This is a genomic window from Enterobacter sp. 186315 (assembly GCF_053290175.1).
Genome location: NZ_JBPTTK010000011.1, coordinates 1 through 22,931, shown reverse-complemented (window position 1 = coordinate 22,931; position 22,931 = coordinate 1). Strand labels below are relative to the sequence as shown.

Here is a 22,931-nt window from a genome sequence, read left to right as displayed (position 1 = left end):
CACATTAAAAAATCGCACCCGGGCGCATATAAGGGGCGATCACAAAAAAACAGGATGAGTATCATGTCTGATCGTGTGGATAGACACGTTATTAATGCGCTTATTGCGGGTCATTTTGCCGACCCTTTTTCAGTGTTGGGAATGCACCGTACAGACGCCGGACTGGAGGTTCGGGCGCTGTTACCAGACGCGACAGAAGTATGGGTTATTGAGCCGAAAACCGGCCGCAAAGTCGGTAAGCTGGAATGCCTCGACTCGCGCGGCTTTTTTTCGGGCGTCATGCCCCGTCGTAAAAATCCTTTCCGCTACCAGCTCGCCGTTATCTGGCACGGCCAGCAAAACCTGATTGACGACCCTTATAGCTTCGGCCCGCTGCTGAAGGAGATGGACGCCTGGCTGCTCTCCGAAGGCACCCACCTGCGCCCGTATGAAACGCTCGGCGCACATGCGGATACGATGGACGGCATTACCGGCACCCGCTTTGCCGTCTGGGCACCTAACGCCCAGCGCGTGTCCGTGGTTGGGCAGTTCAACTACTGGGATGGACGCCGCCACCCGATGCGCCTGCGCCGTGAAACCGGCATCTGGGAGCTGTTCATCCCCGGCGCGCACAACGGCCAGCTCTACAAATTTGAGCTGATCGACGTTAACGGCAAGCTGCGCATTAAGGCCGACCCTTACGCTTTCGAAGCGCAGATGCGCCCGGACACCGCCTCGCTGATTTGCGGCCTGCCGGAAAAAATTACCCAAAGCGAGGAGCGCAAGCAGGCCAACCGCTTTGACGCGCCTATATCTATTTATGAAGTGCATCTGGGCTCATGGCGTCGCCACACCGACAACAACTTCTGGCTCAGCTACCGCGAGCTGGCCGATCAGCTGGTGCCTTACGCCAAATGGATGGGCTTCACCCACATTGAGCTGCTGCCGGTTAACGAGCACCCGTTCGACGGCAGCTGGGGCTATCAGCCCACCGGGCTATATGCGCCGACCCGCCGCTTCGGCACGCGCGACGACTTCCGCTATTTCATCAGCGCCGCCCACGCAGCGGGGCTGAACGTGATCCTCGACTGGGTGCCGGGCCATTTCCCGTCCGACGATTTTGGCCTGTCCGAATTTGACGGTACCGATCTCTACGAACACAGCGACCCGCGTCAGGGCTATCACCAGGACTGGAACACCCTGATCTACAACTATGGCCGTCGCGAAGTGACCAACTATCTGGTGGGCAACGCGCTCTACTGGATCGAACGCTTCGGCATTGACGCCCTGCGCGTCGACGCGGTGGCGTCGATGATTTACCGCGACTACAGCCGCAAAGAGGGGGAGTGGGTCCCTAACGAATTTGGCGGGCGTGAAAACCTCGAAGCTATCGATTTCCTGCGCAACACCAACCGCATTCTCGGCGAGCAGGTCGAAGGCGCGGTGACGATGGCGGAAGAGTCCACCGACTTCCCGGGCGTGTCCCGTCCGCCGTCAATGGGCGGGCTGGGCTTCTGGTACAAGTGGAACCTGGGCTGGATGCACGACACGCTGGATTACATGAAGCTCGACCCGGTGTACCGCCAGTATCACCACGACAAGCTCACCTTCGGGCTGCTTTATAACTACACCGAAAACTTCGTGCTGCCGCTCTCACACGATGAGGTGGTACACGGCAAAAAATCCATTCTCGACCGGATGCCGGGCGACGCGTGGCAGAAGTTTGCCAACATGCGCGCCTACTACGGCTGGATGTTCGCCTTCCCCGGCAAAAAGCTGATGTTCATGGGCAACGAATTTGCCCAGGGCCGCGAGTGGAATCACGACACGAGTCTGGACTGGCACCTGCTGGAAGGCGGCGACAACTGGCACCACGGCGTGCAGCGTCTGGTGCGGGATCTGAACCTGACCTATCGCCACCACAAAGCCCTGCACGAGCTGGACTTCGACCCGTACGGCTTCGAGTGGCTGGTGGTGGATGACCACGCGCGCTCGGTATTTATCTTCGTGCGCCGCGACAAGGCGGGCAATGAGATCATCGTTGCCAGCAACTTTACGCCGGTTCCTCGCCATCAGTACCGCTTCGGCGTGAATCAGGCCGGGAAATGGCGCGAAATCCTGAATACCGATTCGATGCACTATCACGGCAGCAACGAGGGTAACGGCGGCCTGGTGCAAACCGATGCCATCGAAAGCCACGGTCGCCCTGACTCTCTGAGCATCACGCTGCCGCCGCTCAGTACCATCTGGCTGGTTCGGGAGGGGGAATGACGCAGCTGACGGCAGGCAGGCCCGCTCCGCTCGGGGCGAGCTTTGACGGCAAGGGGGTGAACTTCACCCTCTTTTCAGCCCATGCGGAGCGGGTCGAGCTGTGCGTGTTTGACGGAAAAGGCCACGAGCATCGCTACGACCTGCCGGCCCGCACGGGGGACACCTGGCACGGCTATCTGGCCGGTGGAAAGCCGGGAATGCGCTACGGTTTTCGCGTTCACGGCCCGTGGGAGCCTGCTCTGGGGCACATCTTTAACCCGGCGAAGCTGCTGGTGGATCCTTGCGCCCTGCGCGTGGAGGGCGAGTTTAAAGACGACCCGATCTTCCACGCGGGCTACGACGCGCCGGACGGCCGCGACAGCGCGGTGCTGGCTCCTAAAAGCGTGGTGGTGAAAGACCAGTACGACTGGGAAGAGGATGCGCCGCTCAGAACGCCGTGGGGCAATACCGTCATCTACGAAGCGCACGTTAAAGGGCTGACCTATCTGCACCCGTCGATCCCAAACGAGATCCGCGGCACATACCGGGCGCTCGCGCATCCGGAAATGATCGCCTATTTAACGCATCTCGGGATCACCGCGCTGGAGCTGCTGCCCGTCGCCTGTTTTGCCAGCGAGCCGCGCCTGCAACGGCTCGGGCTGACCAACTACTGGGGCTATAACCCGCTGGCGATGTTCGCGCTCGATACCCGCTATGCGGTCGATCCGGAGCGCGCGCGGGATGAGTTTCGCGATGCGGTTAAAGCGCTGCATCAGGCGGGGATCGAGGTGATTCTGGACGTGGTGTTGAACCACAGCGCGGAAGGCGATCTCGACGGCCCGATGCTCTCCCTGCGCGGAATTGATAACCGTAGCTATTATTGGATCAGGGAGGATGGCGATTACTACAACTGGACCGGTTGCGGTAACACGCTGAATCTCAGCCATCCGGCCGTAACCGACTACGCTTATGAGTGCCTGAAATACTGGGTCGAGACCTTCCACATCGACGGTTTCCGTTTCGACTTAGCCACGGTGATGGGCAGAACCCCGGCGTTCGACCCGCAGGCGCCGCTGTTTGAGGCGATCAAAAACTGCCCGGTGCTCTCGCAGGTCAAGCTCATCGCCGAGCCGTGGGACATCGGGGAAGGCGGTTATCAGGTGGGGAACTTCCCGCCGCTGTTTGCCGAGTGGAACGATCGCTATCGCGACAGCGTACGCCGCTTCTGGCTGGAGAGAAGTTTGTCTCTTGGCGAGCTGGCCGGGCGCTTTGCGGGCTCCAGCGATCTGTATAAACGTGACGGAAAAGCGCCGTCGGCGACCATTAACCTGGTGACGGCGCACGATGGTTTTACCCTGCGCGACTGCGTTTGTTTCAACCAGAAACACAATGAGGCAAACGGAGAAGAGAATCGCGATGGCACTAACAATAACCATAGCTTTAATCATGGTATAGAAGGGCTGGGCGGTAGCCTCGACATCATCGAGCGACGTCGCGACAGCGTTCACGCGCTGCTGACCACGCTGCTGCTGTCGCAGGGCACGCCTATGCTGCTGGCGGGTGATGAACACGGGCACAGCCAGCACGGCAACAACAATGCCTATTGCCAGGATAACTCTCTGACCTGGCTTGAGTGGGAGAAGGCGAACAGCGGGCTGATGCATTTTACCGCCGCGCTGATCCACCTTCGCCAGACCATCCCCGCGCTGACGCAAAACCAGTGGTGGGAAGAGGGGGATGGCAACGTTGTCTGGTTAAACAAGGCGGCACAGCCGTTAAGCGCGCAGGAGTGGCAAAGCGGTACGCCGTGTCTGCAAATCCTGCTTTCGGATCGCTGGCTTATCACCTTTAACGCCACGCAGGACGTGGTGGATTTTGCGTTACCTGATGGGGAGTGGCACGCCATTCCACCTTTTGCCGGGGAGGATAACCCGGTGGTTGTGGCAGTCTGGCATGGACCTGCGCACGGAGTGTGTGTGTTCCAGAGATGATAAAAAAGGAGTTAGTCATGGTTAGGTTAGAGAAAAACGATCCCTTAATGTTGGCCCGCCAGCTACCATTAAAAACGGTTGCCCTCATCCTCGCAGGTGGACGCGGTACCCGTCTGAAAGATTTGACCATCAAGCGCGCCAAACCGGCCGTTCACTTTGGTGGTAAGTTCCGTATTATCGACTTTGCACTGTCCAACTGCCTTAACTCCGGCATTCGCCGTATTGGCGTCATTACGCAGTATCAGTCGCACACGCTGGTTCAGCACATTCAGCGCGGCTGGTCATTCTTCAGCGAAGAGATGAACGAGTTTGTCGACCTGCTGCCCGCCCAGCAGCGCGTTCACGGTGAAAACTGGTATCGCGGCACCGCCGATGCGGTGACGCAGAACCTCGACATCATTCGCCGCTACGGCGCGGAATACATCGTGATTCTGGCGGGCGACCATATCTACAAGCAAGACTACTCCCACATGCTGATCGACCATGTCGAAAAAGGGGCTCGTTGCACCGTGGCGTGTCTGCCGGTGCCCGTTGCCGAGGCGACGGCGTTCGGCGTGATGCACGTAGACGCTGACGACAAGATCATCGATTTCGTTGAAAAACCGGCTAATCCGCCGACCATGCCGGGGGACGACACCAAGTCTCTCGCCAGCATGGGGATCTATGTCTTTGATGCCGATTACCTTTACGAGCTGCTGGAAGAAGACGACAAAGACGAAAACTCCAGCCACGACTTCGGCAAAGACATCATCCCGAAAATCACGCAGGCTGGCATGGCTTATGCACATCCGTTCCCGTTGTCCTGCGTACAGTCTGACCCGAATTCAGAGCCGTACTGGCGCGACGTCGGAACGCTGGAAGCCTACTGGAAGGCGAACCTCGATCTGGCCTCCGTGACCCCTGAACTGGATATGTACGACCAGAACTGGCCGATCCGTACCCACATGGAATCGCTGCCGCCGGCGAAGTTCGTGCAGGACCGTTCCGGCAGCCACGGCATGACCCTGAACTCGCTGGTCTCCGGCGGGTGCATTATCTCCGGGTCGGTGGTGGTGCAGTCGGTGCTGTTCCCGCGCGTGCGGGTGAATTCATTCTGTAATATCGACTCGGCAGTCCTACTGCCGGATGTCTGGGTCGGACGCTCGTGCCGTCTGCGCCGCTGCGTCATCGACCGCGCGTGCGTCATTCCTGAAGGCATGGTGATTGGCGAAAACGCGGAAGAGGATGCGCGCCGCTTTTACCGTTCGGAAGAAGGGATCGTGTTGGTAACACGAGAAATGCTGCGGAAATTGCAGGTCAAACAGGAGCGCTAATGCAGGTTTTACATGTGTGTTCAGAGATGTTCCCGTTACTAAAGACGGGCGGTCTGGCGGATGTTCTTGGCGCATTACCCGCGGCGCAAATCGCAGGCGGCGTAGATGCCCGGGTCTTGTTACCCGCCTTTCCTGATATCCGGCGCGGCATTCCTGACGCTCAGGTCGTGACCCGCCGGGATACGTTCGCCGGACGCATCACGTTATTGTTTGGGCGTTTCAACGGTGTGGGCGTCTACCTGATTGATGCCCCGCATCTGTACGACAGACCGGGAAGCCCTTACCACGACACCAACCTGTTCGCCTACCCGGACAACGTGTACCGCTTTGCGCTGCTCGGCTGGGTGGGGGCGGAGATGGCCTGCGGGCTGGATCCGTTCTGGCGGCCAAACGTGGTTCACGCCCACGACTGGCACGCGGGGCTGGCTCCAGCGTACCTTGCGGTGCGCGGCCACCCGGCGAAATCGGTCTTTACGGTACACAACCTGGCGTATCAGGGCATGTACTACGCCCATCACATGAACGATATCGATCTGCCCTGGTCGTTCTACAACATGCACGGGCTGGAATTTAACGGGCAGATCTCGTTCCTGAAGGCGGGGCTGTACTTTGCCGATCACATTACGGCTGTCAGTCCGACCTACGCGCGCGAAATCACCCAGCCGGAGTTTGGCTACGGCATGGAAGGGTTGCTGCAACAGCGCCACCGTGAGGGCCGTCTGTCGGGCATTCTCAACGGCGTTGACGAGAAGATCTGGAACCCGGAAACCGACCTGCTGCTGGCCTCCCGCTATAACCGTGATTCGGTGGAAGACAAAGCGGAAAACAAACGCCAGCTGCAAATCGCGATGGGGCTGAAGGTTAACGACAAGGTGCCGCTGTTTGCCGTGGTCAGCCGTCTGACCAGCCAGAAAGGGCTGGATCTGGTGCTGGAGGCCCTGCCGGGGCTGCTGGAGCAGGGTGGGCAGCTGGCGCTGCTGGGCGCGGGCGATCCGGTCTTGCAGGAAGGGTTCCTCGCCGCCGCCGCCGAACATCCGGGGCAGGTTGGGGTGCAAATCGGCTATCACGAAGCCTTCTCGCACCGCATCATGGGCGGGGCGGACGTGATCCTGGTGCCGAGCCGTTTTGAGCCGTGCGGTCTGACTCAGCTTTACGGCCTGAAATACGGCACCCTGCCGCTGGTGCGCCGCACGGGCGGGCTGGCGGACACGGTATCGGACAGCTCATTAGAAAATCTGGCGGACGGTATCGCCAGCGGATTCTCGTTTGAAGACAGTAATGCCTGGTCGCTGTTAAGAGCGATTCGGCGTGCTTTCGTATTGTGGTCCCGTCCTTCTTTGTGGCGTTACGTTCAACGCCAGGCGATGGCCATGGACTTTAGCTGGCACGTTGCGGCGCAGTCATACCGCGACCTTTATCAACGCTTGATGTAACGAGGCGAGTCACTGATATGAATGCACCTTTTAGCTACTCTTCACCGACACTCAGCGTCGAGGCGTTAAAGCACTCCATCGCCTACAAGCTGATGTTCACCATCGGGAAAGATCCGGTTATCGCCAACAAGCACGAGTGGCTGAACGCCACCCTGTTTGCGGTGCGCGACCGTTTAGTGGAACGCTGGCTGCGCTCTAACCGCGCCCAGCTGTCGCAGGAAACGCGTCAGGTCTATTACCTGTCGATGGAGTTTTTGATTGGCCGCACCCTGTCCAACGCGCTGCTGTCGCTCGGCATTTACGAAGACGTCAAAAACGCGCTGGAAGAGATGGGGCTGGATTTAGAAGAGCTGATTGACGAAGAGAACGACCCGGGCCTCGGCAACGGCGGCCTGGGGCGTCTGGCGGCCTGCTTCCTCGATTCGCTGGCGACCCTGGCGCTGCCGGGACGCGGCTACGGCATTCGCTACGACTACGGCATGTTCAAGCAGAACATCGTGGAAGGGCGGCAGAAAGAGTCCCCGGACTACTGGCTGGAGTACGGTAATCCGTGGGAGTTCAAGCGCCACAACACCCGCTATAAGGTGCGCTTCGGCGGACGCATTCAGCAGGAGGGCAAAAAATCCCGCTGGGTCGAAACCGAAGAGATCCTCGCCGTGGCCTATGACCAGATCATCCCCGGCTACGACACCGATGCGACCAACACGCTCCGCCTGTGGAGCGCCCAGGCCAGTAGCGAAATCAACCTCGGTAAATTCAACCAGGGCGACTACTTCGCGGCGGTGGAGGATAAAAACCACTCCGAGAACGTGTCCCGCGTGCTGTATCCGGATGACTCGACCTACTCGGGCCGCGAGCTGCGCCTGCGTCAGGAGTATTTCCTGGTCTCCTCGACCATTCAGGACATCCTGAGCCGCCACCATCAGCTGCACAAAACCTACAGCAACCTGGCCGAAAAAACCGCTATCCACCTGAACGATACCCACCCGGTGCTGTCGATCCCCGAGCTGATGCGCCTGCTGATCGACGAGCACAAGTTTAGCTGGGACGACGCCTTCGAGGTGACCTGCCAGGTCTTCTCCTACACCAACCACACGTTGATGAGCGAAGCGCTGGAAACCTGGCCGGTGGACATGATGGGCAAAATCCTGCCGCGCCATTTGCAGATCATCTTTGAGATTAACGACTACTTCCTGAAGACGCTTCAGGAGCAGTACCCGAACGACACCGGCCTGCTGAGCCGCGCGTCGATCATCGACGAATCCAACGGCCGCCGCGTGCGCATGGCCTGGCTGGCGGTGGTGATCAGCCACAAGGTCAACGGCGTATCCGAGCTGCACTCGAACCTGATGGTGCAGTCCCTGTTTGCCGACTTTGCGAAAATCTTCCCGACCCGCTTCTGCAACGTGACCAACGGCGTCACCCCGCGCCGCTGGCTGGCGCTGGCGAACCCGCCGCTCTCTGAGGTGCTGGATGAGCATATCGGGCGCACCTGGCGTACCGATTTGAGCCAGCTTACCGAGCTTGAGCAGCACATTGATTTCCCGACGGTGAACAAAGCCGTGCGTGAAGCCAAGCTGATGAACAAAAAGCGTCTGGCGGTCTATCTGGCGATGCACCTTAACGTGGTGGCAAACCCGAAAGCGCTGTTCGACGTGCAGATCAAACGTATTCACGAGTACAAACGCCAGCTGATGAACGTGCTGCACGTCATCACCCACTACAACCGGATCAAGGCCGATCCGACCGCTGAATGGGTGCCGCGCGTGAAGATCTTCGCCGGGAAAGCCGCGTCCGCGTATTACATGGCGAAGCACATCATTCATCTCATCAACGACGTAGCGAAGGTAGTGAACCAGGATCCGGATATCGGCGATAAGCTGAAGGTGGTGTTTATCCCGAACTACAGCGTGAGCCTGGCGCAGCTGATCATTCCGGCGGCGGATCTCTCCGAGCAGATTTCCACGGCGGGGACGGAAGCGTCCGGCACCAGCAACATGAAGTTTGCCCTTAACGGCGCGCTGACCATCGGCACGCTGGACGGCGCGAACGTCGAGATGCTTGAGCACGTGGGGGCGGATAATATCTTTATCTTCGGCAACACCACCGAAGAGGTGGAGGCGCTTCGCAAGGAGGGCTACAAGCCGCGCGAGTACTACGAGCAGGATGAAGAGTTACGTCAGGTGCTGACGCAGATCGGCACCGGCCTGTTCAACCCGGAGGAGCCGGGCCGCTATCGCGACCTGGTGGATTCGCTGATTAACTTTGGCGACCACTATCAGGTGCTGGCGGACTACCGCAGCTACGTGGATTGTCAGGACAGGGTGGACGAGCTGTACCGCCAGCAGGAGAAGTGGACCAGCGCCGCGATGTATAACATCGCCAATATGGGCTATTTCTCGTCTGACAGAACCATCAAAGAGTATGCCGATTCGATCTGGCATATCGATCCGGTGCGGTTGTAAAAGCAACCCCTCACCCCAGCCCTCTCCCCGAAGGGGAGAGGGTGTTAAAGTCCCCTCTCCCCTCCGGGGAGAGGGTTAGGGTGAGGGGGCACCAGCCCGCACCGATCGAGTAGGCCGGGTAAGGCGGAGCCGCCACCCGGCTTTTTTTCACTCACGACGCCAGCGACAGCTCACCCTTTCCCGCATGCTGCGCCAGCCACTGCGCCACGCGAGACTGCTGCTCAGCGTTGAGCCACATCCCCTCTTTGGTACGACGCCAGATAGCATCGTCCAGACGGCGCACCCACTCGTGCTCCACCAGATAACGCAGTTCGGCTTCGTACAGCTCGTGACCGAAGTTCTCCCCGAGATCGGCAAGGGATTTCGCCTCGCCTAAAATCCACTCGGTATTGCTGCCGTAGGTCCGGGCATAGTGTCGGGCCATGGATTCGGTAATAAACGGATAACGACGGCGCAGCTTCGCTGCAAAGTCGTCGCGGTTGCCTTCGATATCGCCACCCGGCAGCACCGCGTCCTTCGTCCACGCCTGGCCGATGCCTTTATAGTACGGTGTCAGTTTTTCCAGCGCGTGCTCGGCGAGCTTGCGGTAGGTGGTGAGCTTGCCGCCAAACACCGACAGCAGCGGCGCCTGACCGTCTACGTCGTGGATGTCGAGGGTGTAATCACGGGTGATCGCCTGCGGTGAATCGGACTCGTCATCGCACAGCGGACGCACGCCGGAGTAAGTCCAGACCACGTCATCGCGCGTCAGCTGTTTCTTGAAGTGCGCGTTGTACACTTTGAGCAGGTAGTTCACCTCGCTCTCTTCGATATCGACGTGCTTCGGATCGCCTTTGTACTCCACGTCGGTGGTGCCGATGATGGAAAACTCGTCCATCCACGGGATCACAAACACGATGCGCTTATCTTCGTTTTGCAGAATGTAGGCCTGCTTCTGGGTATGGACACGCGGCACCACGATATGGCTGCCCTTGATCAGGCGGATACCGTACGGAGAAGGCAGGTGCATCCCGTCGTCGAAGAACTGTTTCACCCACGGGCCGGTGGCGTTCACCAGACCGCGCGCTTTCCAGCTGAACGTTTCGCCGGTGTCGATATCTTCCGCTTCCACGATCCACAGGCCGTTTTCACGACGGGCAGAGGTGGCGCGGGTGCGGGTTTTCACCTCGCCGCCTTTTTTCACCACCATCTGCGCGTTCGCCAGCACCAGACGGGCATCGTCCACCCAGCAGTCGGAATATTCGAATCCGCGCACGATTTCAGGCTTAAGCACCGATTCTGAGCCAAAACGCAACCCGGTCGAACCCGGCAGGCTGGTGCGTTTACCCAGGTGATCGTACATAAACAGACCAATGCGGATCATCCACGCCGGGCGCAGGTGCGGGCGGTGTGGCAGGCGAAAGCGCATTGGAATAGCCAGATGAGGCGCCATTTTCAGCAGCACCTCGCGTTCGGCCAGCGCTTCGCTCACCAGACGGAATTCGTAGTGTTCCAGATAGCGCAGGCCACCGTGGATCAGCTTGGAACTGGCGGACGACGTCGCGCAGGCGAGGTCGTTAGCTTCCAGCATCAGCACGGACAAACCGCGTCCTGCGGCATCGACCGCAATACCGGCACCGTTGATGCCACCGCCTATCACAATCAGATCTTTGGTTTCCATATCACCCTCACGCACTTTCGTTAAAGCTCAGAAATGTTCGATATCGCTCATAATAGCAAAGGAACGCGCTTTTGGTAACATCAAAAAAACAATTTAGAGTGATATGGATAACATAATGGCGTTTCCCCGCCGCCAGGACGTACACTACGGGGTAACATTGTGCGACTTACTTTTCTCCCTCTCCCTGTGGGAGAGGGCTGGGGTGAGGGCATCAGAGCGCACCCAACCTGAATAACAGAAAGAGATCTCCATGGAACAGTTTGAATGTATTAACGTTGAAGAAGCGCACCAGAAAATGCACAAAGGAACGGCAGTGCTGGTGGATATCCGCGATCCGCAAAGTTTCGCGATGGGCCATACGCCGGGCGCGTTTCACCTGACCAACGACACCCTGGGCGCGTTTATGCGCGATAACGACTTTGAAACCCCGGTGATGGTGATGTGCTATCACGGCAACAGCAGCAAAGGCGCTGCGCAGTACCTGCTCCAGCAGGGCTACGATGCGGTTTACAGCGTGGACGGCGGCTTTGATGCCTGGCACCGTCATTTCCCGGCAGAAGTTGAATACGCGTTTGAGCGCTGATACCGCTATACTGTCCCCTTTTGTGTGGAAATAAGCGACTGCCGCCCATGTTGATGATTACCTCTTTTACCAATCCGCGCGTTGCCCAGGCGTTTGTCGATTACATGGCGACGCAGGGCGTTATCCTGACGATTCAGCAACATACGCAAACCGACGTCTGGCTGGCAGACGAAAGCCAGGCCGCGCGCGTAAATGCCGAACTGGCGCGTTTTCTTGAAAATCCCGGCGACCCGCGTTACCTGGCCGCAAGCTGGCATTCCGGTCAGACGAACAGCGGGCTGCGCTACAGCCGCTTTCCGTTTCTTGCCACCCTGCGCGAGCGCGCGGGGCCGCTGACCCTGCTGATGGCGGCGGCGTGTGTTGTCGTCTTTATCATCATGAACGTGGTGGGCGATCAGCAGGTGATGATTGCCCTTGCTTGGCCTTACGATCCGTCCGTGCAGTTTGACGTCTGGCGTTACTTCACCCACGCGCTGATGCACTTCTCGGTGATGCATATCCTCTTTAACCTGCTGTGGTGGTGGTATCTCGGCGGCGCGGTGGAGAAACGCCTGGGCACCGGAAAGCTGCTGGTGATCACCATCATCAGCGCCCTGCTCAGCGGCTACGTGCAGCATAAATTTAGCGGCCCGTGGTTTGGCGGGCTGTCGGGCGTGGTCTATGCCCTGATGGGCTATGTCTGGCTGCGCGGCGAGCGCGACCCGCAAAGCGGCATCTATCTGCAACGTGGTTTAATAACCTTTGCGTTAATATGGCTAATTGCCGGATGGTTTGATCTGTTTGGTATGTCCATCGCCAACGGCGCGCACGTCACCGGGCTGGCCGTGGGTCTGGCAATGGCCTTTGCCGACACGCTTCATGCGCGAAAACGAACATAATTCCCAGGGATATTTCATGAAACAAACACAACGTCATGACGCCATTATCGAACTGGTAAAAAAACAGGGATACGTCAGCACCGAAGAGCTGGTCGAGCAGTTTGCCGTCAGCCCGCAGACCATTCGCCGCGATCTGAACGATCTCGCGGATCAGAACCGTATTTTGCGCCACCACGGCGGCGCGGCGCTGCCGTCCAGCTCGGTCAACACCCCGTGGCACGACCGTAAGGCGACGCAAACGGAAGAAAAAGAACGCATCGCCCGCAAGGTGGCGAGCCAGATCCCGAACGGCGCGACGCTGTTTATTGATATCGGCACCACGCCGGAGGCGGTGGCCCACGCGCTGCTTGAGCACGAAAACCTGCGCGTGGTGACCAACAACCTGAACGTTGCGAATACCCTGATGCAGAAAGACGACTTCCGCATCATCCTGGCCGGTGGCGAGCTGCGCAGCCGCGACGGCGGGATTATCGGCGAAGCGACCCTCGATTTTATCTCTCAGTTCCGCCTCGATTTCGGCATTCTCGGGATCAGCGGCATCGACAGCGACGGCTCGCTGCTGGAGTTTGACTACCACGAAGTGCGCACCAAGCGCGCGATTATCGAAAACTCACGCCACGTGATGCTGGTGGTGGATCACTCCAAGTTTGGTCGTAACGCGATGGTGAACATGGGCAGCATCAGCCTGGTGAATGCGGTCTATACCGACGTGATGCCGCCAGCGGGGGTGTTGCAGGTAATTAAAGAAAATAATGTGCAGTTAGAGCTGTGCTAAAAGCCGTTCTCCCTCTCCCTGTGGGAGAGGGCCGGGGTGAGGGCATCAGGCCGCACAAAAATTACACTCCATACCCCATCATCTTCAACAGCTGCTGCGCATGTTGCACCGCGTCCTGACGGTGCGCCACGCCGAGCTTCTGATACAAATTACGAATATGCGTTTTGATGGTGGTCGCCGCGACCGCCAGCTCTCCCGCAATCTGCTCGTTGCTGTAGCCTGAATAGATCAGCCCCAGAACCTGCCACTCGCGCTGGGTGAGCGGGCTAGTGCGGATAAGTTCCGGCACTTCCGGGTGGTTCAGCAGACGCTCCACGAAGTTCTCGTCAAAGTGCGCAAACTTGTGGCGATGATGCTGGTTAATCTCGCGCAGGATGCGCTGGGCGCGGTGCTGATCCAGCTCCGGCAGCGTGTTGAGCTGAATAAGCTGGCGCAGCTGCTGGGCCATCACTTCGCCTTCAATCACAAAATGGCTGATAAACCCGGTGCGGTTGGCGAGCTGTAACGCTTCCAGCAGTACGCGCTGGGCGTCGTTTTTACGCCCCGCCTGCCAGTAAAGCTGGTTTTGCAGCAGCAGGTTGCGGTTTAAATCGCTCATCAGGCGCAGGCTGCGGGCGTTTTCGTTTAGCTCTTCCAGCACGATCTCGGCAGGCTCAAAGTCGCCGAGCAGGATCTGCACGCGGGCGATGTTGCGCCACTGGCTTTGCAGGAAGTGGTTGTTGGCAAACTCCGGTTTCGGCGTGTGGCGCAGCCAGTTGGCGGCCGATTTTTTATCGCCGGTCATCTGCCAGTAAATCACCCGCACCTTATCGGCGTTCGATACCCAGTCGCTGTGGTACTGACCGTTGCCGAGCAGGTTTTCCAGGCGGTTAAGGTGATTGCGGGCGTTATCCAGATCGCCGCGCGCCAGCGAGCACTGCACCAGCAGCGCCAGACACTGCAACTGCTGCTGCGGCTGGAAGCCCGACAGCACGTCGACGCCGTGGCGGGCAGAGCTTTCGGCCTCGTCCAGACGCGACCACGCCCACAGCAGCTGGGCGCGAATACGCAGCAGGAACTCGTGCATCGGCAGCTGTTCCAGATGCTGATCGCGAACCAGCTGGAACGCCTTCTCCTGGTTCTCCCAGGCGGCTTGCAGGAAGCCCTGGGCAAACAAAATCTCGCTCTGCTGGATCAGGCTCCAGAGCGCGTAGTGCCAGACGTCGTGGCGGCGGGCCATCTGTTCCGTCTGCTGCATCAGCGCCAGGGAGCGGGTGAGATCGCCTTTGCAGTGCAGCACCTCACCGTGTACCGAGGTCGCCACGATGCGGCTGTAGAAGTTCGCCAGCGGCAGCTCGTCGAGCGCCACCATCGCCAGCCGTTCAGCCTCTTCCGGATCGCCATCGTTAATCGCCACCTGCGCGCGCAGGGCGTTAAACTCGCCGTGCAGGGTCGGATCCATTTCGCTTTCCATCTCCTGCTCGGCGCGCGCCAGCAGGGTGTTCACTTCGCTGTAGCGGTGCTGGCTCTGCATCAGCCAGGCCTGAAGCAGCACCAGGCGCGGGTTCTCCAGCAGGCTTTCCCACGGCAGCGCTTTTAGAGACTCTTCCAGCAGGGTCAGCTCGCTGTGGTTAAACAATCCCCACGCGTGGTTAAGCAGGATGTCGCGCAGCATATTGGCGTCACCCGCGGCGAGCGCGTGGTGAATGGCCTCGCTCGGGAACCCTTGCGCCATCCAGCTTTCTGCGGCGGCGCGGTGGATGTCCGGCAGCTCAACGGCCAGCTCCCACTGGCAGCGCTGGCGCAGGAAGCTGCCAAACAGCGGGTGATAGCTAAACCACTCGCCGGGATCGTCCATGCGCGTCAGGAACAGGCCCTGACGTTCAATCTCTTCAAGCTGAAGCTGGCCGTTCTCAATGCCGGTCACGCGGACAATCAGCGCGTCGTTCATCGAGCGCAGCAGGGAGCTTTTCAGCAGGAAATGGCGGGTGGAGAGGTCAACGCTGTCGAGCACTTCGTCCACCAGATAGTCGGACAGGTGGCTGGCGTTGATCCCGGACAGTCGACGCGCGGACTGGTGCGTCGGGCTGTTATTCTGGCGAGCGGAGAGGGCAATCAGCTGGAGCGCGGTCGCCCATCCGGCCACGTCGTCGCACAGGCGGCTGCTCTCGGCGGCCTCAATCGGCGACGTCAGGCGGCAGTCGAAGAACTGCTTGGCTTCCTGATGGGTAAAGGCGAGCTGCTGGCTGCCCACTTCCAGAAGCTGGTCGCGCACGCGCAGGTTCGCAATACCGAGCTGCGGCAGGTTGCGCGACAGCACCACCAGGGTGAGATTCTCCGGCTGATGGCGCAGGAAGAAACGCATCGACTCATGAATCACCGGGTTAGTGATCAGATGGTAATCATCAATCACCACGTAGAGCGGGCGATGCCATTCGGCGAGTTCGATAAAGAGCTGTGAAAAAAGCGAAGAGAGGCTCGCATACTGGCGTTTTTGCACCATCACTTCGCTGGTCACGCAGTGGCCGTTGGTGGCCTGCTGAATAGCGGCAATCAGATAGCTGGCGAAACGCTCCTGCTGGTTATCACCCTCATCCAGAGAGTACCAGCCAAGATCGCTTTTCCCTGCGGCCCATTGCGAAATGAGCGTTGTTTTTCCATAACCCGCAGGGCTCGTCACCAGCGCCAGTCGGAAATTATGCGCGCCGGAAAGTTTAGCCAGCAGACGCTCGCGCACCACCGTGTGGTCAAGGCGAACCGGGCGACTTAATTTGGACGGAATCAACATAGTTTTCACTTCACTGTGGGGAACGAGAGAATTTATTTTTTTTGCGCTTCGTAATTAATGGATATAAGGTCGGCCAGAAAGGAAGTTATTGCAAGTTATGTCTAATTTTTGTGCCTCTGAATTTGCACTGTGTCACAAAATATTCTTATAGGTGCTGGAACTTTCTGAAATGGCCCACATCCCGCGTGGATGCTGGATTGTATGCATTTAGTGCGCTTAAATTGTAACTGGTTTCAGAAAGGTATAATGACGTCAAAGTTAATTAAGTTTCGGTAAAGTTGACCGGGTTTAATAGTCACCTGAGACAAACCTCATTTCTGAAAATATTATTCAACGTAAGTAATCATTTCCACGCGGATCAATTTCCCTCGAAACTGCTTTTCATTTTTTACCCTTCTGATGGGCTATCTTTACCCATTAGGGTCACAGGCAAACTATGCTCACTAAGTGGCCTCGATCACACTTTTACGCTCATCCCCGCTACTCCTCCCTGTCTAATCCCCGACAGGAGGAGGAAGAGGAGAAATGAGCCAGGCACACTAGCGCCAACGTGTTTTTTCTTTCAACAGGATGCCGATTCCCTATGTCACAGCCTACTTTCAACAAAGCTCAATTTCAGGCTGCCCTGACGCGTCAGTGGCAGCGTTTTGGTTTACATGCTGCAAACGACATGACGCCTCACCAGTGGTGGCAGGCCGTGAGCGGTGCGCTCGCAGAGCAGCTGGACGCTCAACCGGTGGCGAAGCCCGTGAAAGGCCAGCGTCACGTTAACTACATTTCAATGGAGTTCCTGATTGGTCGCCTGACCGGCAACAACCTGCTGAACCTCGGCTGGTATCAGGACGTGGGCGATGTGCTGAAAGAGCATGACATCAACCTGACCGATCTGCTGGAAGAAGAGATTGACCCGGCGCTGGGCAACGGCGGCCTGGGTCGTCTGGCAGCCTGTTTCCTGGATTCAATGGCGACCGTCGGGCAGTCGGCGACGGGCTATGGCCTGAACTACCAGTACGGCCTGTTCCGCCAGTCCTTCGTGGACGGGCATCAGACGGAAGCGCCGGACGACTGGCACCGCAATACCTACCCGTGGTTCCGCCACAACGCGCAGCTCGATGTGCAGGTGGGGATTGGCGGTAAAGTGACCCGACAGGGGCTGTGGGAGCCGGCGTTCACCATTACCGGTGAAGCCTGGGATCTGCCGGTGCTCGGCTACCGCAACAGCGTGGCGCAGCCGCTGCGCCTGTGGCAGGCGAAGCACGCGCATCCGTTCAACCTGACCAAATTCAACGACGGCGATTTCCTGCGCGCCGAGCAGCAGGGCATCGACGCCGAAAAGCTGACCAAAGTGCTCTACCCGAACGACAACCATCTGGCGGGCAAAAAGCTGCGCCTGATGCAGCAGTACTTCCAGTGCGCCTGCTCAGTGGCGGATATCCTGCGCCGTCATCACCTGGAAGGCCGCAAGCTGGCGCAGCTGCCGGACTTCGAAGTTATCCAGCTGAACGACACCCACCCGACGATTGCTATCCCGGAACTGCTGCGCGTGCTGATTGATGAACATCAGCTGAGCTGGGACGACGCCTGGGCCATCACCAGCCGCACCTTCGCCTACACCAACCACACCCTGATGCCGGAGGCGCTGGAGTGCTGGGACGAGAAGCTGGTGAAAACCCTGCTGCCGCGCCACATGCAGATCATCAATAAAATCAACGACCAGTTTAAAATTCTGGTGGAGAAAACCTGGCCGGGCGACGACGCGGTCTGGGCGAAGCTGGCGGTGGTTCACGACAAACAGGTGCGCATGGCGAACATGTGCGTGGTGAGCGGCTTTGCGGTCAACGGTGTGGCGGCGCTGCACTCGGATCTGGTGGTCAAAGATCTGTTCCCGGAATACCACCACCTGTGGCCAACCAAATTCCATAACGTGACCAACGGCATCACGCCGCGCCGCTGGATCAAGCAGTGCAACCCGCTGCTGGCGGCCCTGCTCGACAAGACCCTGAAGAAAGAGTGGGCCAACGATCTGGACCAGCTCATCAACCTGGAAAAACAGGCCGACAACGCCAAATTCCGCGAGCAGTACCGCGCGATCAAGCTTCAGAACAAGGTGCGTCTGGCGGAGTTCGTGAAGGTGCGTACCGGCATTGAGATCAACCCGAACGCCATCTTCGATATTCAGATTAAGCGCCTGCACGAGTACAAGCGTCAGCACCTGAACCTGCTGCACATTCTTGCGCTCTACAAAGAGATCCGCGAGAACCCGCAGGCCGACCGCGTGCCGCGCGTGTTCCTGTTCGGGGCGAAAGCCGCGCCGGGCTACTACCTGGCGAAGAATATCATTCTGGCCATCAACAAAGTGGCGGAAGCGATCAACAACGACCCGAAAGTGGGCGACAAGCTGAAGGTGGTGTTCCTGCCCGATTACTGCGTATCGGCGGCGGAAATGCTGATCCCGGCGGCGGATATCTCCGAGCAGATCTCTACCGCAGGTAAAGAGGCCTCCGGCACCGGCAACATGAAGCTGGCCCTGAACGGCGCGCTGACCGTGGGAACCCTTGACGGCGCGAACGTCGAAATCGCCGAGAAGGTCGGAGAGGAGAACATCTTTATCTTCGGTAACACCGTTGAGCAGGTAAAAGCCATCAAGGCCAAAGGCTACGATCCGGTGAAATGGCGTAAGAAAGACAAAGTGCTTGATGCGGTGCTGAAGGAGCTGGAAAGCGGCAAATACAGCGACGGCGATAAGCACACCTTTGACCAGATGCTGCAAAGCCTCGGCAAGCAGGGCGGCGACCCATACCTGGTGATGGCGGACTTCGCGGCCTACGTTGAGGCGCAGAAGCAGGTGGACGTGCTCTACCGCGACCAGGACGCCTGGACCCGCGCGTGCATTCTGAACACTGCCCGCTGCGGCATGTTCAGCTCCGACCGCTCAATCCGTGATTATCAGGCTCGTATCTGGCAGGCAAAACGCTAAGGAAGCGCAATGGATAGCAAACGTCTGGACAGTGCCGCGCAGGCGGCGGGGATCGGCCTCAGTTATATCAATGCTCACGGCAAACCACAGTCAATTGGCGCTGACACCAAAAGACGTTTGCTGGACGCCATGCACAAAGCCGACGCGAAAGCGTCGGCAGCGCCGGTGCCACCCGTAAAGGTCTTCACCGCCGGCAAGAAGATGCCGCTGGCGGTAGAGGGACGCGGCGAGTTTAGCTGGCTGCTCACCACCGAAGAGGGGCAGCAGCACAAAGGCCACGCCACCGGCGGTAAAACCCTGAACCTTCCGGCAAAGCTGCCGGAGGGATACCACACCTTAACCCTGACCCAGGACGACAGGCGTTTTCACTGCCGCCTGATCGTCGCGCCGAAGCGCTGCTACGAGCCGCAGGCGCTGCTCGACGGTAAAAAGCTGTGGGGCGCGTGCGTGCAGCTTTATACCCTGCGCTCCGACAGCAACTGGGGCATTGGCGATTTCGGCGATCTGAAAAAGATGCTGGCCGACGTGGGCGAGCGCGGCGGCGCGTTTATCGGCCTCAACCCGATCCACGCGCTCTATCCGGCGAACCCGGAGAGCGCCAGCCCGTACAGCCCGTCGTCCCGCCGCTGGCTGAACGTGATTTATATCGACGTTAACGCGCTGGACGATTTCAAAAACAGCAAAGAGGCGCAGGCGTGGTGGAAGCTCGATACCACGCAGCAGATGCTTAAGCACGCGCGCGACGCCGACTGGGTGGACTACTCGACGGTGACCTCCCTGAAAATGGCCGCGCTGCGCCTGGCGTGGAAAGGGTTCTCTCAACGCGACGACGAGCAGATGTCGGCGTTCCGCCAGTTTATTTTGCAGGAGGGCGAGAGCCTTTACTGGCAGGCGGCGTTTGATGCGCTTCATGCGTATCAGGTGAAAGAGGATGAGCTGCGCTGGGGCTGGCCGGTATGGCCGGAAGCGTACCAGCGCGTCGACACGCCGGAGGTGAAAGCCTTCTGCGAAGAATACGCCGATGAGGTGGAGTTCTACCTGTGGCTTCAGTGGCTGGCGTACAGCCAGTTCGCCGCCTGCTGGCAGGTGAGCCAGGGCTATAAGATGCCGATTGGCCTGTACCGCGATCTGGCGGTGGGCGTGGCGGAAGGGGGCGCGGAAACCTGGTGCGACCGCGAGCTGTACTGCCTGAAAGCCTCCGTCGGGGCGCCACCGGATATTCTTGGCCCGCTCGGCCAGAACTGGGGGCTGCCGCCGATGGATCCGCACGTCATGGCCGCCCGCGCCTACGAGCCGTTTATCGACCTGCTGCGCGCCAACATGCAGAACTGCGGCGCGCTGCGTATCGACCACGTGATGTCGGTGCTGCGTCTGTGGTGGATCCCGTACGGCGAAACCGCCGACCACGGCGCCTACGTGCAGTATCCGGTGGACGATCTGCTGTCGATTCTGGCCCTGGAGAGTAAGCGTCATCAGTGTATGGTGATTGGCGAAGATCTGGGGACCGTACCGGTTGAGATCGTTAGCAAACTGCGCGACAGCGGCGTTTACTCCTACAAAGTGCTCTATTTTGAAAACGACCACGAGAAGACCTTCCGCGCGCCGCAGGCGTATCCGGAACAATCAATGGCTGTCGCGACGACGCATGATCTTCCTGTGCTGCGCGGCTACTGGGAAAGCGGCGACCTGACCCTCGGCAAAACCCTCGGCCTGTATCCGGACGAAGAGGTGTTGCGCGGGCTGTATCAGGATCGCGAGCTGTCGAAGCAGGGGCTGCTCGACGCGCTGCACAAGCACGGCTGCCTGCCAAAACGCACCGGGCATAAGGCCTCGTTGATGAAGATGACGCCTGCCCTGAACCGGGGTTTGCAGCGCTATATCGCCGACAGCAACAGCGCGCTGCTGGGGCTTCAGCCGGAAGACTGGCTGGACATGACTGACCCGGTGAACATTCCGGGGACCAGCTACCAGTACAAGAACTGGCGGCGTAAGTTATCCACCACCATTGAGAAGATGTTTGCCGACGACGGGGTGAACAGGCTGATCAAGGATTTGGATAAACGCAGGCGGGCAGTGAGTAAGAAGCGGTAATTTTCCCTCACCCTAACCCTCTCCCGGGGGGAGAGGGAACCGATCGAGCCCCTCGCCCCTATGGGGAGAGGGGTTGGGGTGAGGGGTTAAAGCGCCATATTCAGCAGCAGACACCCGACCAGGCCGCACACGGAAATAATGGTTTCCAGCATTGACCAGGACTTGATGGTTTCACCAATCGTCAGGTTGAAGTACTCCTTGAACAGCCAGAAGCCCGGATCGTTAACGTGAGAGAAAATCACGCTACCGGAACCGACCGCGATCACCATCAGCTCAGGGCTAACGCCGGTGGTCGCAATCAGCGGGGCAACAATCCCGCCCGCCGTAATCGCCGCCACGGTGGCAGAGCCGAGCGCGATACGCAGTACCGCCGCGATAGACCACGCCATGAAGATCGGAGACAGGTTGGTTTCATGCATCATGGACGCGATGTATTTGTCCACGCCGCTGTCGACCAGAACCTGCTTGAACGCACCGCCGCCGCCGATAATCAGCAGCATCATCGCGATGATTTTGATGGACGAGGTCAGCGTGTCGTTAATCTGATCCATAGAACGACCGCGGTTCAGACCGAAGGTAAACATCGCAATCAGCACCGCAATCAGGGTCGCCATGACCGGGTCGCCGAGGAACTCCGCCACGGAGAGGAACGGGTGACCTTTTGGCAGGATCATCTCCGCAATCGCGCGCATTGCCATCAGCACGACCGGCACCAGAGAGGTCCAGACGCTGACGCCAAAGCCAGGCATCTCTTCTTCGGTGAAGGTTTTCGCGTTGTACAGACCTTCCGGGATGGGCTTATCGATACCCTTCAGCGTGCGGGCAAAGACCGGACCGGCGAGGATAACGGTTGGGATCGCCAGAATCGTACCGAACAGCAGGGTTTTACCCATGTCGGCGTGGAAGATGGTCGCGATAGCGGTTGGACCCGGGTGCGGAGGCAGGAAGCCGTGGGTAACGGACAGCGCCGCCGCCATTGGCACACCGACGTACAGCAGCGGGATATTGGCCGCCGCAGCGATGGTGAACACCAGCGGCAGCATCAGCACGAAGCCCACTTCATAGAACAGCGCGAAGCCCACGGTGAAGCCGGTTAACACCACGGCCCACTGGATGTGTTTCTTGCCGAACTTTGCAATCAGCGTGGTCGCGATACGCTGCGCGCCGCCGCAGTCTGCCAGCATTTTACCGAGCATGGCGCCGAAGCCCATGATCAGCGCCAGGCTGCCGAGCGTGCCGCCAACCCCGGCTTTAATGGAGCTGATAACTTTTACCAGCGGCATCCCTTGCATCAAACCGACTGCAAGCGCCACCAGAACCAGAGCGATAAATCCGTTCATTTTGAAACGGATCATCAACAGCAGTAATAAGACTACACCGATAGCTACGATGACTAATGGCATGATTTACCTGGCCTTTAATTGTTATGGGTAACGTCATTGTTTCAACGACAGGTTCCGTTTGTCCCAACTGGGAACAGAGTGGTAACGGCACTAATACTGATGCCTGTGAAACTGTTTAGTTTAGTCGGCTGTTATGAGGGTGCTTAGTGCCCACGCGAATGATACGGGTAACATAGAGCGATTGAGAATCACCCAGGATGGCAAAATTTAAATTATGAGACACAGGTCAACATATGGGGAGGGGGAGGAGCGGACAAACAAAAGCCGGGTGGCGGCTTCGCCTTACCCGGCCTACGATGCTAAGCGACGTTTGTAGGCCCGGTAAGCGTCAGCGCCACCGGGCAAAACAGACGGGTACGATATTTG

The 22,931-nt window shown here is 58.8% G+C and carries 13 protein-coding genes; 10 read left to right on the top strand and 3 right to left on the bottom strand.

Going from position 1 to position 22,931, the window contains the following annotated elements; genetic code table 11:
* Nucleotides 1–63 precede the first annotated feature (63 nt).
* Genes glgB through glgP form a run of 5 tightly spaced genes read left to right on the top strand, consistent with a single transcriptional unit; the run spans nucleotide 64 to nucleotide 9,431 of the window.
* Entirely contained in the window at nucleotides 64–2,250 is a 2,187-nt protein-coding gene (glgB, locus tag ACSVHP_RS13880) for a 1,4-alpha-glucan branching enzyme (RefSeq protein ID WP_417314376.1), read from the top strand.
* Complete coding sequence (glgX, locus tag ACSVHP_RS13875) at nucleotides 2,247–4,220, top strand: glycogen debranching protein GlgX (RefSeq protein WP_447552192.1); 1,974 nt, start codon at nucleotides 2,247–2,249, stop codon at nucleotides 4,218–4,220. The genes glgB and glgX overlap by 4 nt, the downstream gene beginning before the upstream one ends.
* Before the next feature lie 17 nt (nucleotides 4,221–4,237).
* On the top strand, nucleotides 4,238–5,533 hold the full coding sequence (gene glgC, locus ACSVHP_RS13870) for a glucose-1-phosphate adenylyltransferase (RefSeq protein WP_234675710.1): 1,296 nt from the start codon (nucleotides 4,238–4,240) through the stop codon (nucleotides 5,531–5,533).
* Nucleotides 5,533–6,966 carry a glycogen synthase GlgA gene (gene glgA, locus ACSVHP_RS13865; RefSeq protein ID WP_417314381.1) on the top strand — a complete coding sequence of 478 codons (1,434 nt, stop codon included), beginning with the start codon at nucleotides 5,533–5,535 and terminating at the stop codon, nucleotides 6,964–6,966. Before glgC ends, glgA begins: the two co-directional genes overlap by 1 nt.
* A gap of 17 nt (nucleotides 6,967–6,983) precedes the next feature.
* Nucleotides 6,984–9,431 carry a glycogen phosphorylase gene (glgP, locus tag ACSVHP_RS13860; protein WP_447552191.1) on the top strand — a complete coding sequence of 816 codons (2,448 nt, stop codon included), beginning with the start codon at nucleotides 6,984–6,986 and terminating at the stop codon, nucleotides 9,429–9,431.
* A gap of 151 nt (nucleotides 9,432–9,582) precedes the next feature.
* Here the strand turns inward: glgP and glpD are convergent, their stop codons facing one another.
* Nucleotides 9,583–11,091, bottom strand: coding sequence for a glycerol-3-phosphate dehydrogenase (gene glpD / locus ACSVHP_RS13855; RefSeq protein WP_447552190.1), 1,509 nt, complete (start codon nucleotides 11,089–11,091; stop codon nucleotides 9,583–9,585).
* Nucleotides 11,092–11,341: 250 nt separating this feature from the next.
* Here glpD and glpE point away from each other — a divergent pair, with 250 nt between their 5' ends.
* Genes glpE through ACSVHP_RS13840 form a run of 3 tightly spaced genes read left to right on the top strand, consistent with a single transcriptional unit; the run spans nucleotide 11,342 to nucleotide 13,327 of the window.
* Nucleotides 11,342–11,674, top strand: a complete 333-nt coding sequence (glpE, locus tag ACSVHP_RS13850) for a thiosulfate sulfurtransferase GlpE (RefSeq protein WP_234675706.1) — start codon at nucleotides 11,342–11,344, stop codon at nucleotides 11,672–11,674.
* Nucleotides 11,675–11,721: 47 nt separating this feature from the next.
* Nucleotides 11,722–12,552 (top strand): rhomboid family intramembrane serine protease GlpG, encoded by an 831-nt coding sequence (gene glpG / locus ACSVHP_RS13845; RefSeq protein WP_447552189.1) that lies wholly within the window; start codon nucleotides 11,722–11,724, stop codon nucleotides 12,550–12,552.
* Nucleotides 12,553–12,568: 16 nt separating this feature from the next.
* Nucleotides 12,569–13,327 (top strand): DeoR/GlpR family transcriptional regulator, encoded by a 759-nt coding sequence (locus ACSVHP_RS13840; RefSeq protein WP_234675704.1) that lies wholly within the window; start codon nucleotides 12,569–12,571, stop codon nucleotides 13,325–13,327.
* A gap of 61 nt (nucleotides 13,328–13,388) precedes the next feature.
* Here ACSVHP_RS13840 and malT read toward each other — a convergent pair whose 3' ends face one another.
* The gene (gene malT / locus ACSVHP_RS13835; protein ID WP_417314385.1) at nucleotides 13,389–16,094 is read right to left on the bottom strand and encodes an HTH-type transcriptional regulator MalT; all 2,706 of its coding nucleotides are present in this window, start codon (nucleotides 16,092–16,094) and stop codon (nucleotides 13,389–13,391) included.
* 583 nt (nucleotides 16,095–16,677) lie between these two features.
* Between malT and malP the strand changes: the two genes are divergently transcribed.
* Together malP and malQ are read left to right on the top strand one after the other, a co-directional pair.
* Nucleotides 16,678–19,071: a maltodextrin phosphorylase gene (gene malP / locus ACSVHP_RS13830; RefSeq protein ID WP_417314387.1), complete on the top strand. Its 2,394-nt coding sequence runs from the start codon at nucleotides 16,678–16,680 to the stop codon at nucleotides 19,069–19,071.
* A gap of 9 nt (nucleotides 19,072–19,080) precedes the next feature.
* On the top strand, nucleotides 19,081–21,162 hold the full coding sequence (gene malQ, locus ACSVHP_RS13825; RefSeq protein WP_447552188.1) for a 4-alpha-glucanotransferase: 2,082 nt from the start codon (nucleotides 19,081–19,083) through the stop codon (nucleotides 21,160–21,162).
* Between the two features lie 86 nt (nucleotides 21,163–21,248).
* On the opposite strand, the gene gntT is transcribed toward malQ, so the two are convergent.
* On the bottom strand, nucleotides 21,249–22,565 hold the full coding sequence (gene gntT, locus ACSVHP_RS13820; RefSeq protein ID WP_234675700.1) for a gluconate transporter: 1,317 nt from the start codon (nucleotides 22,563–22,565) through the stop codon (nucleotides 21,249–21,251).
* Nucleotides 22,566–22,931: the final 366 nt, after the last annotated feature.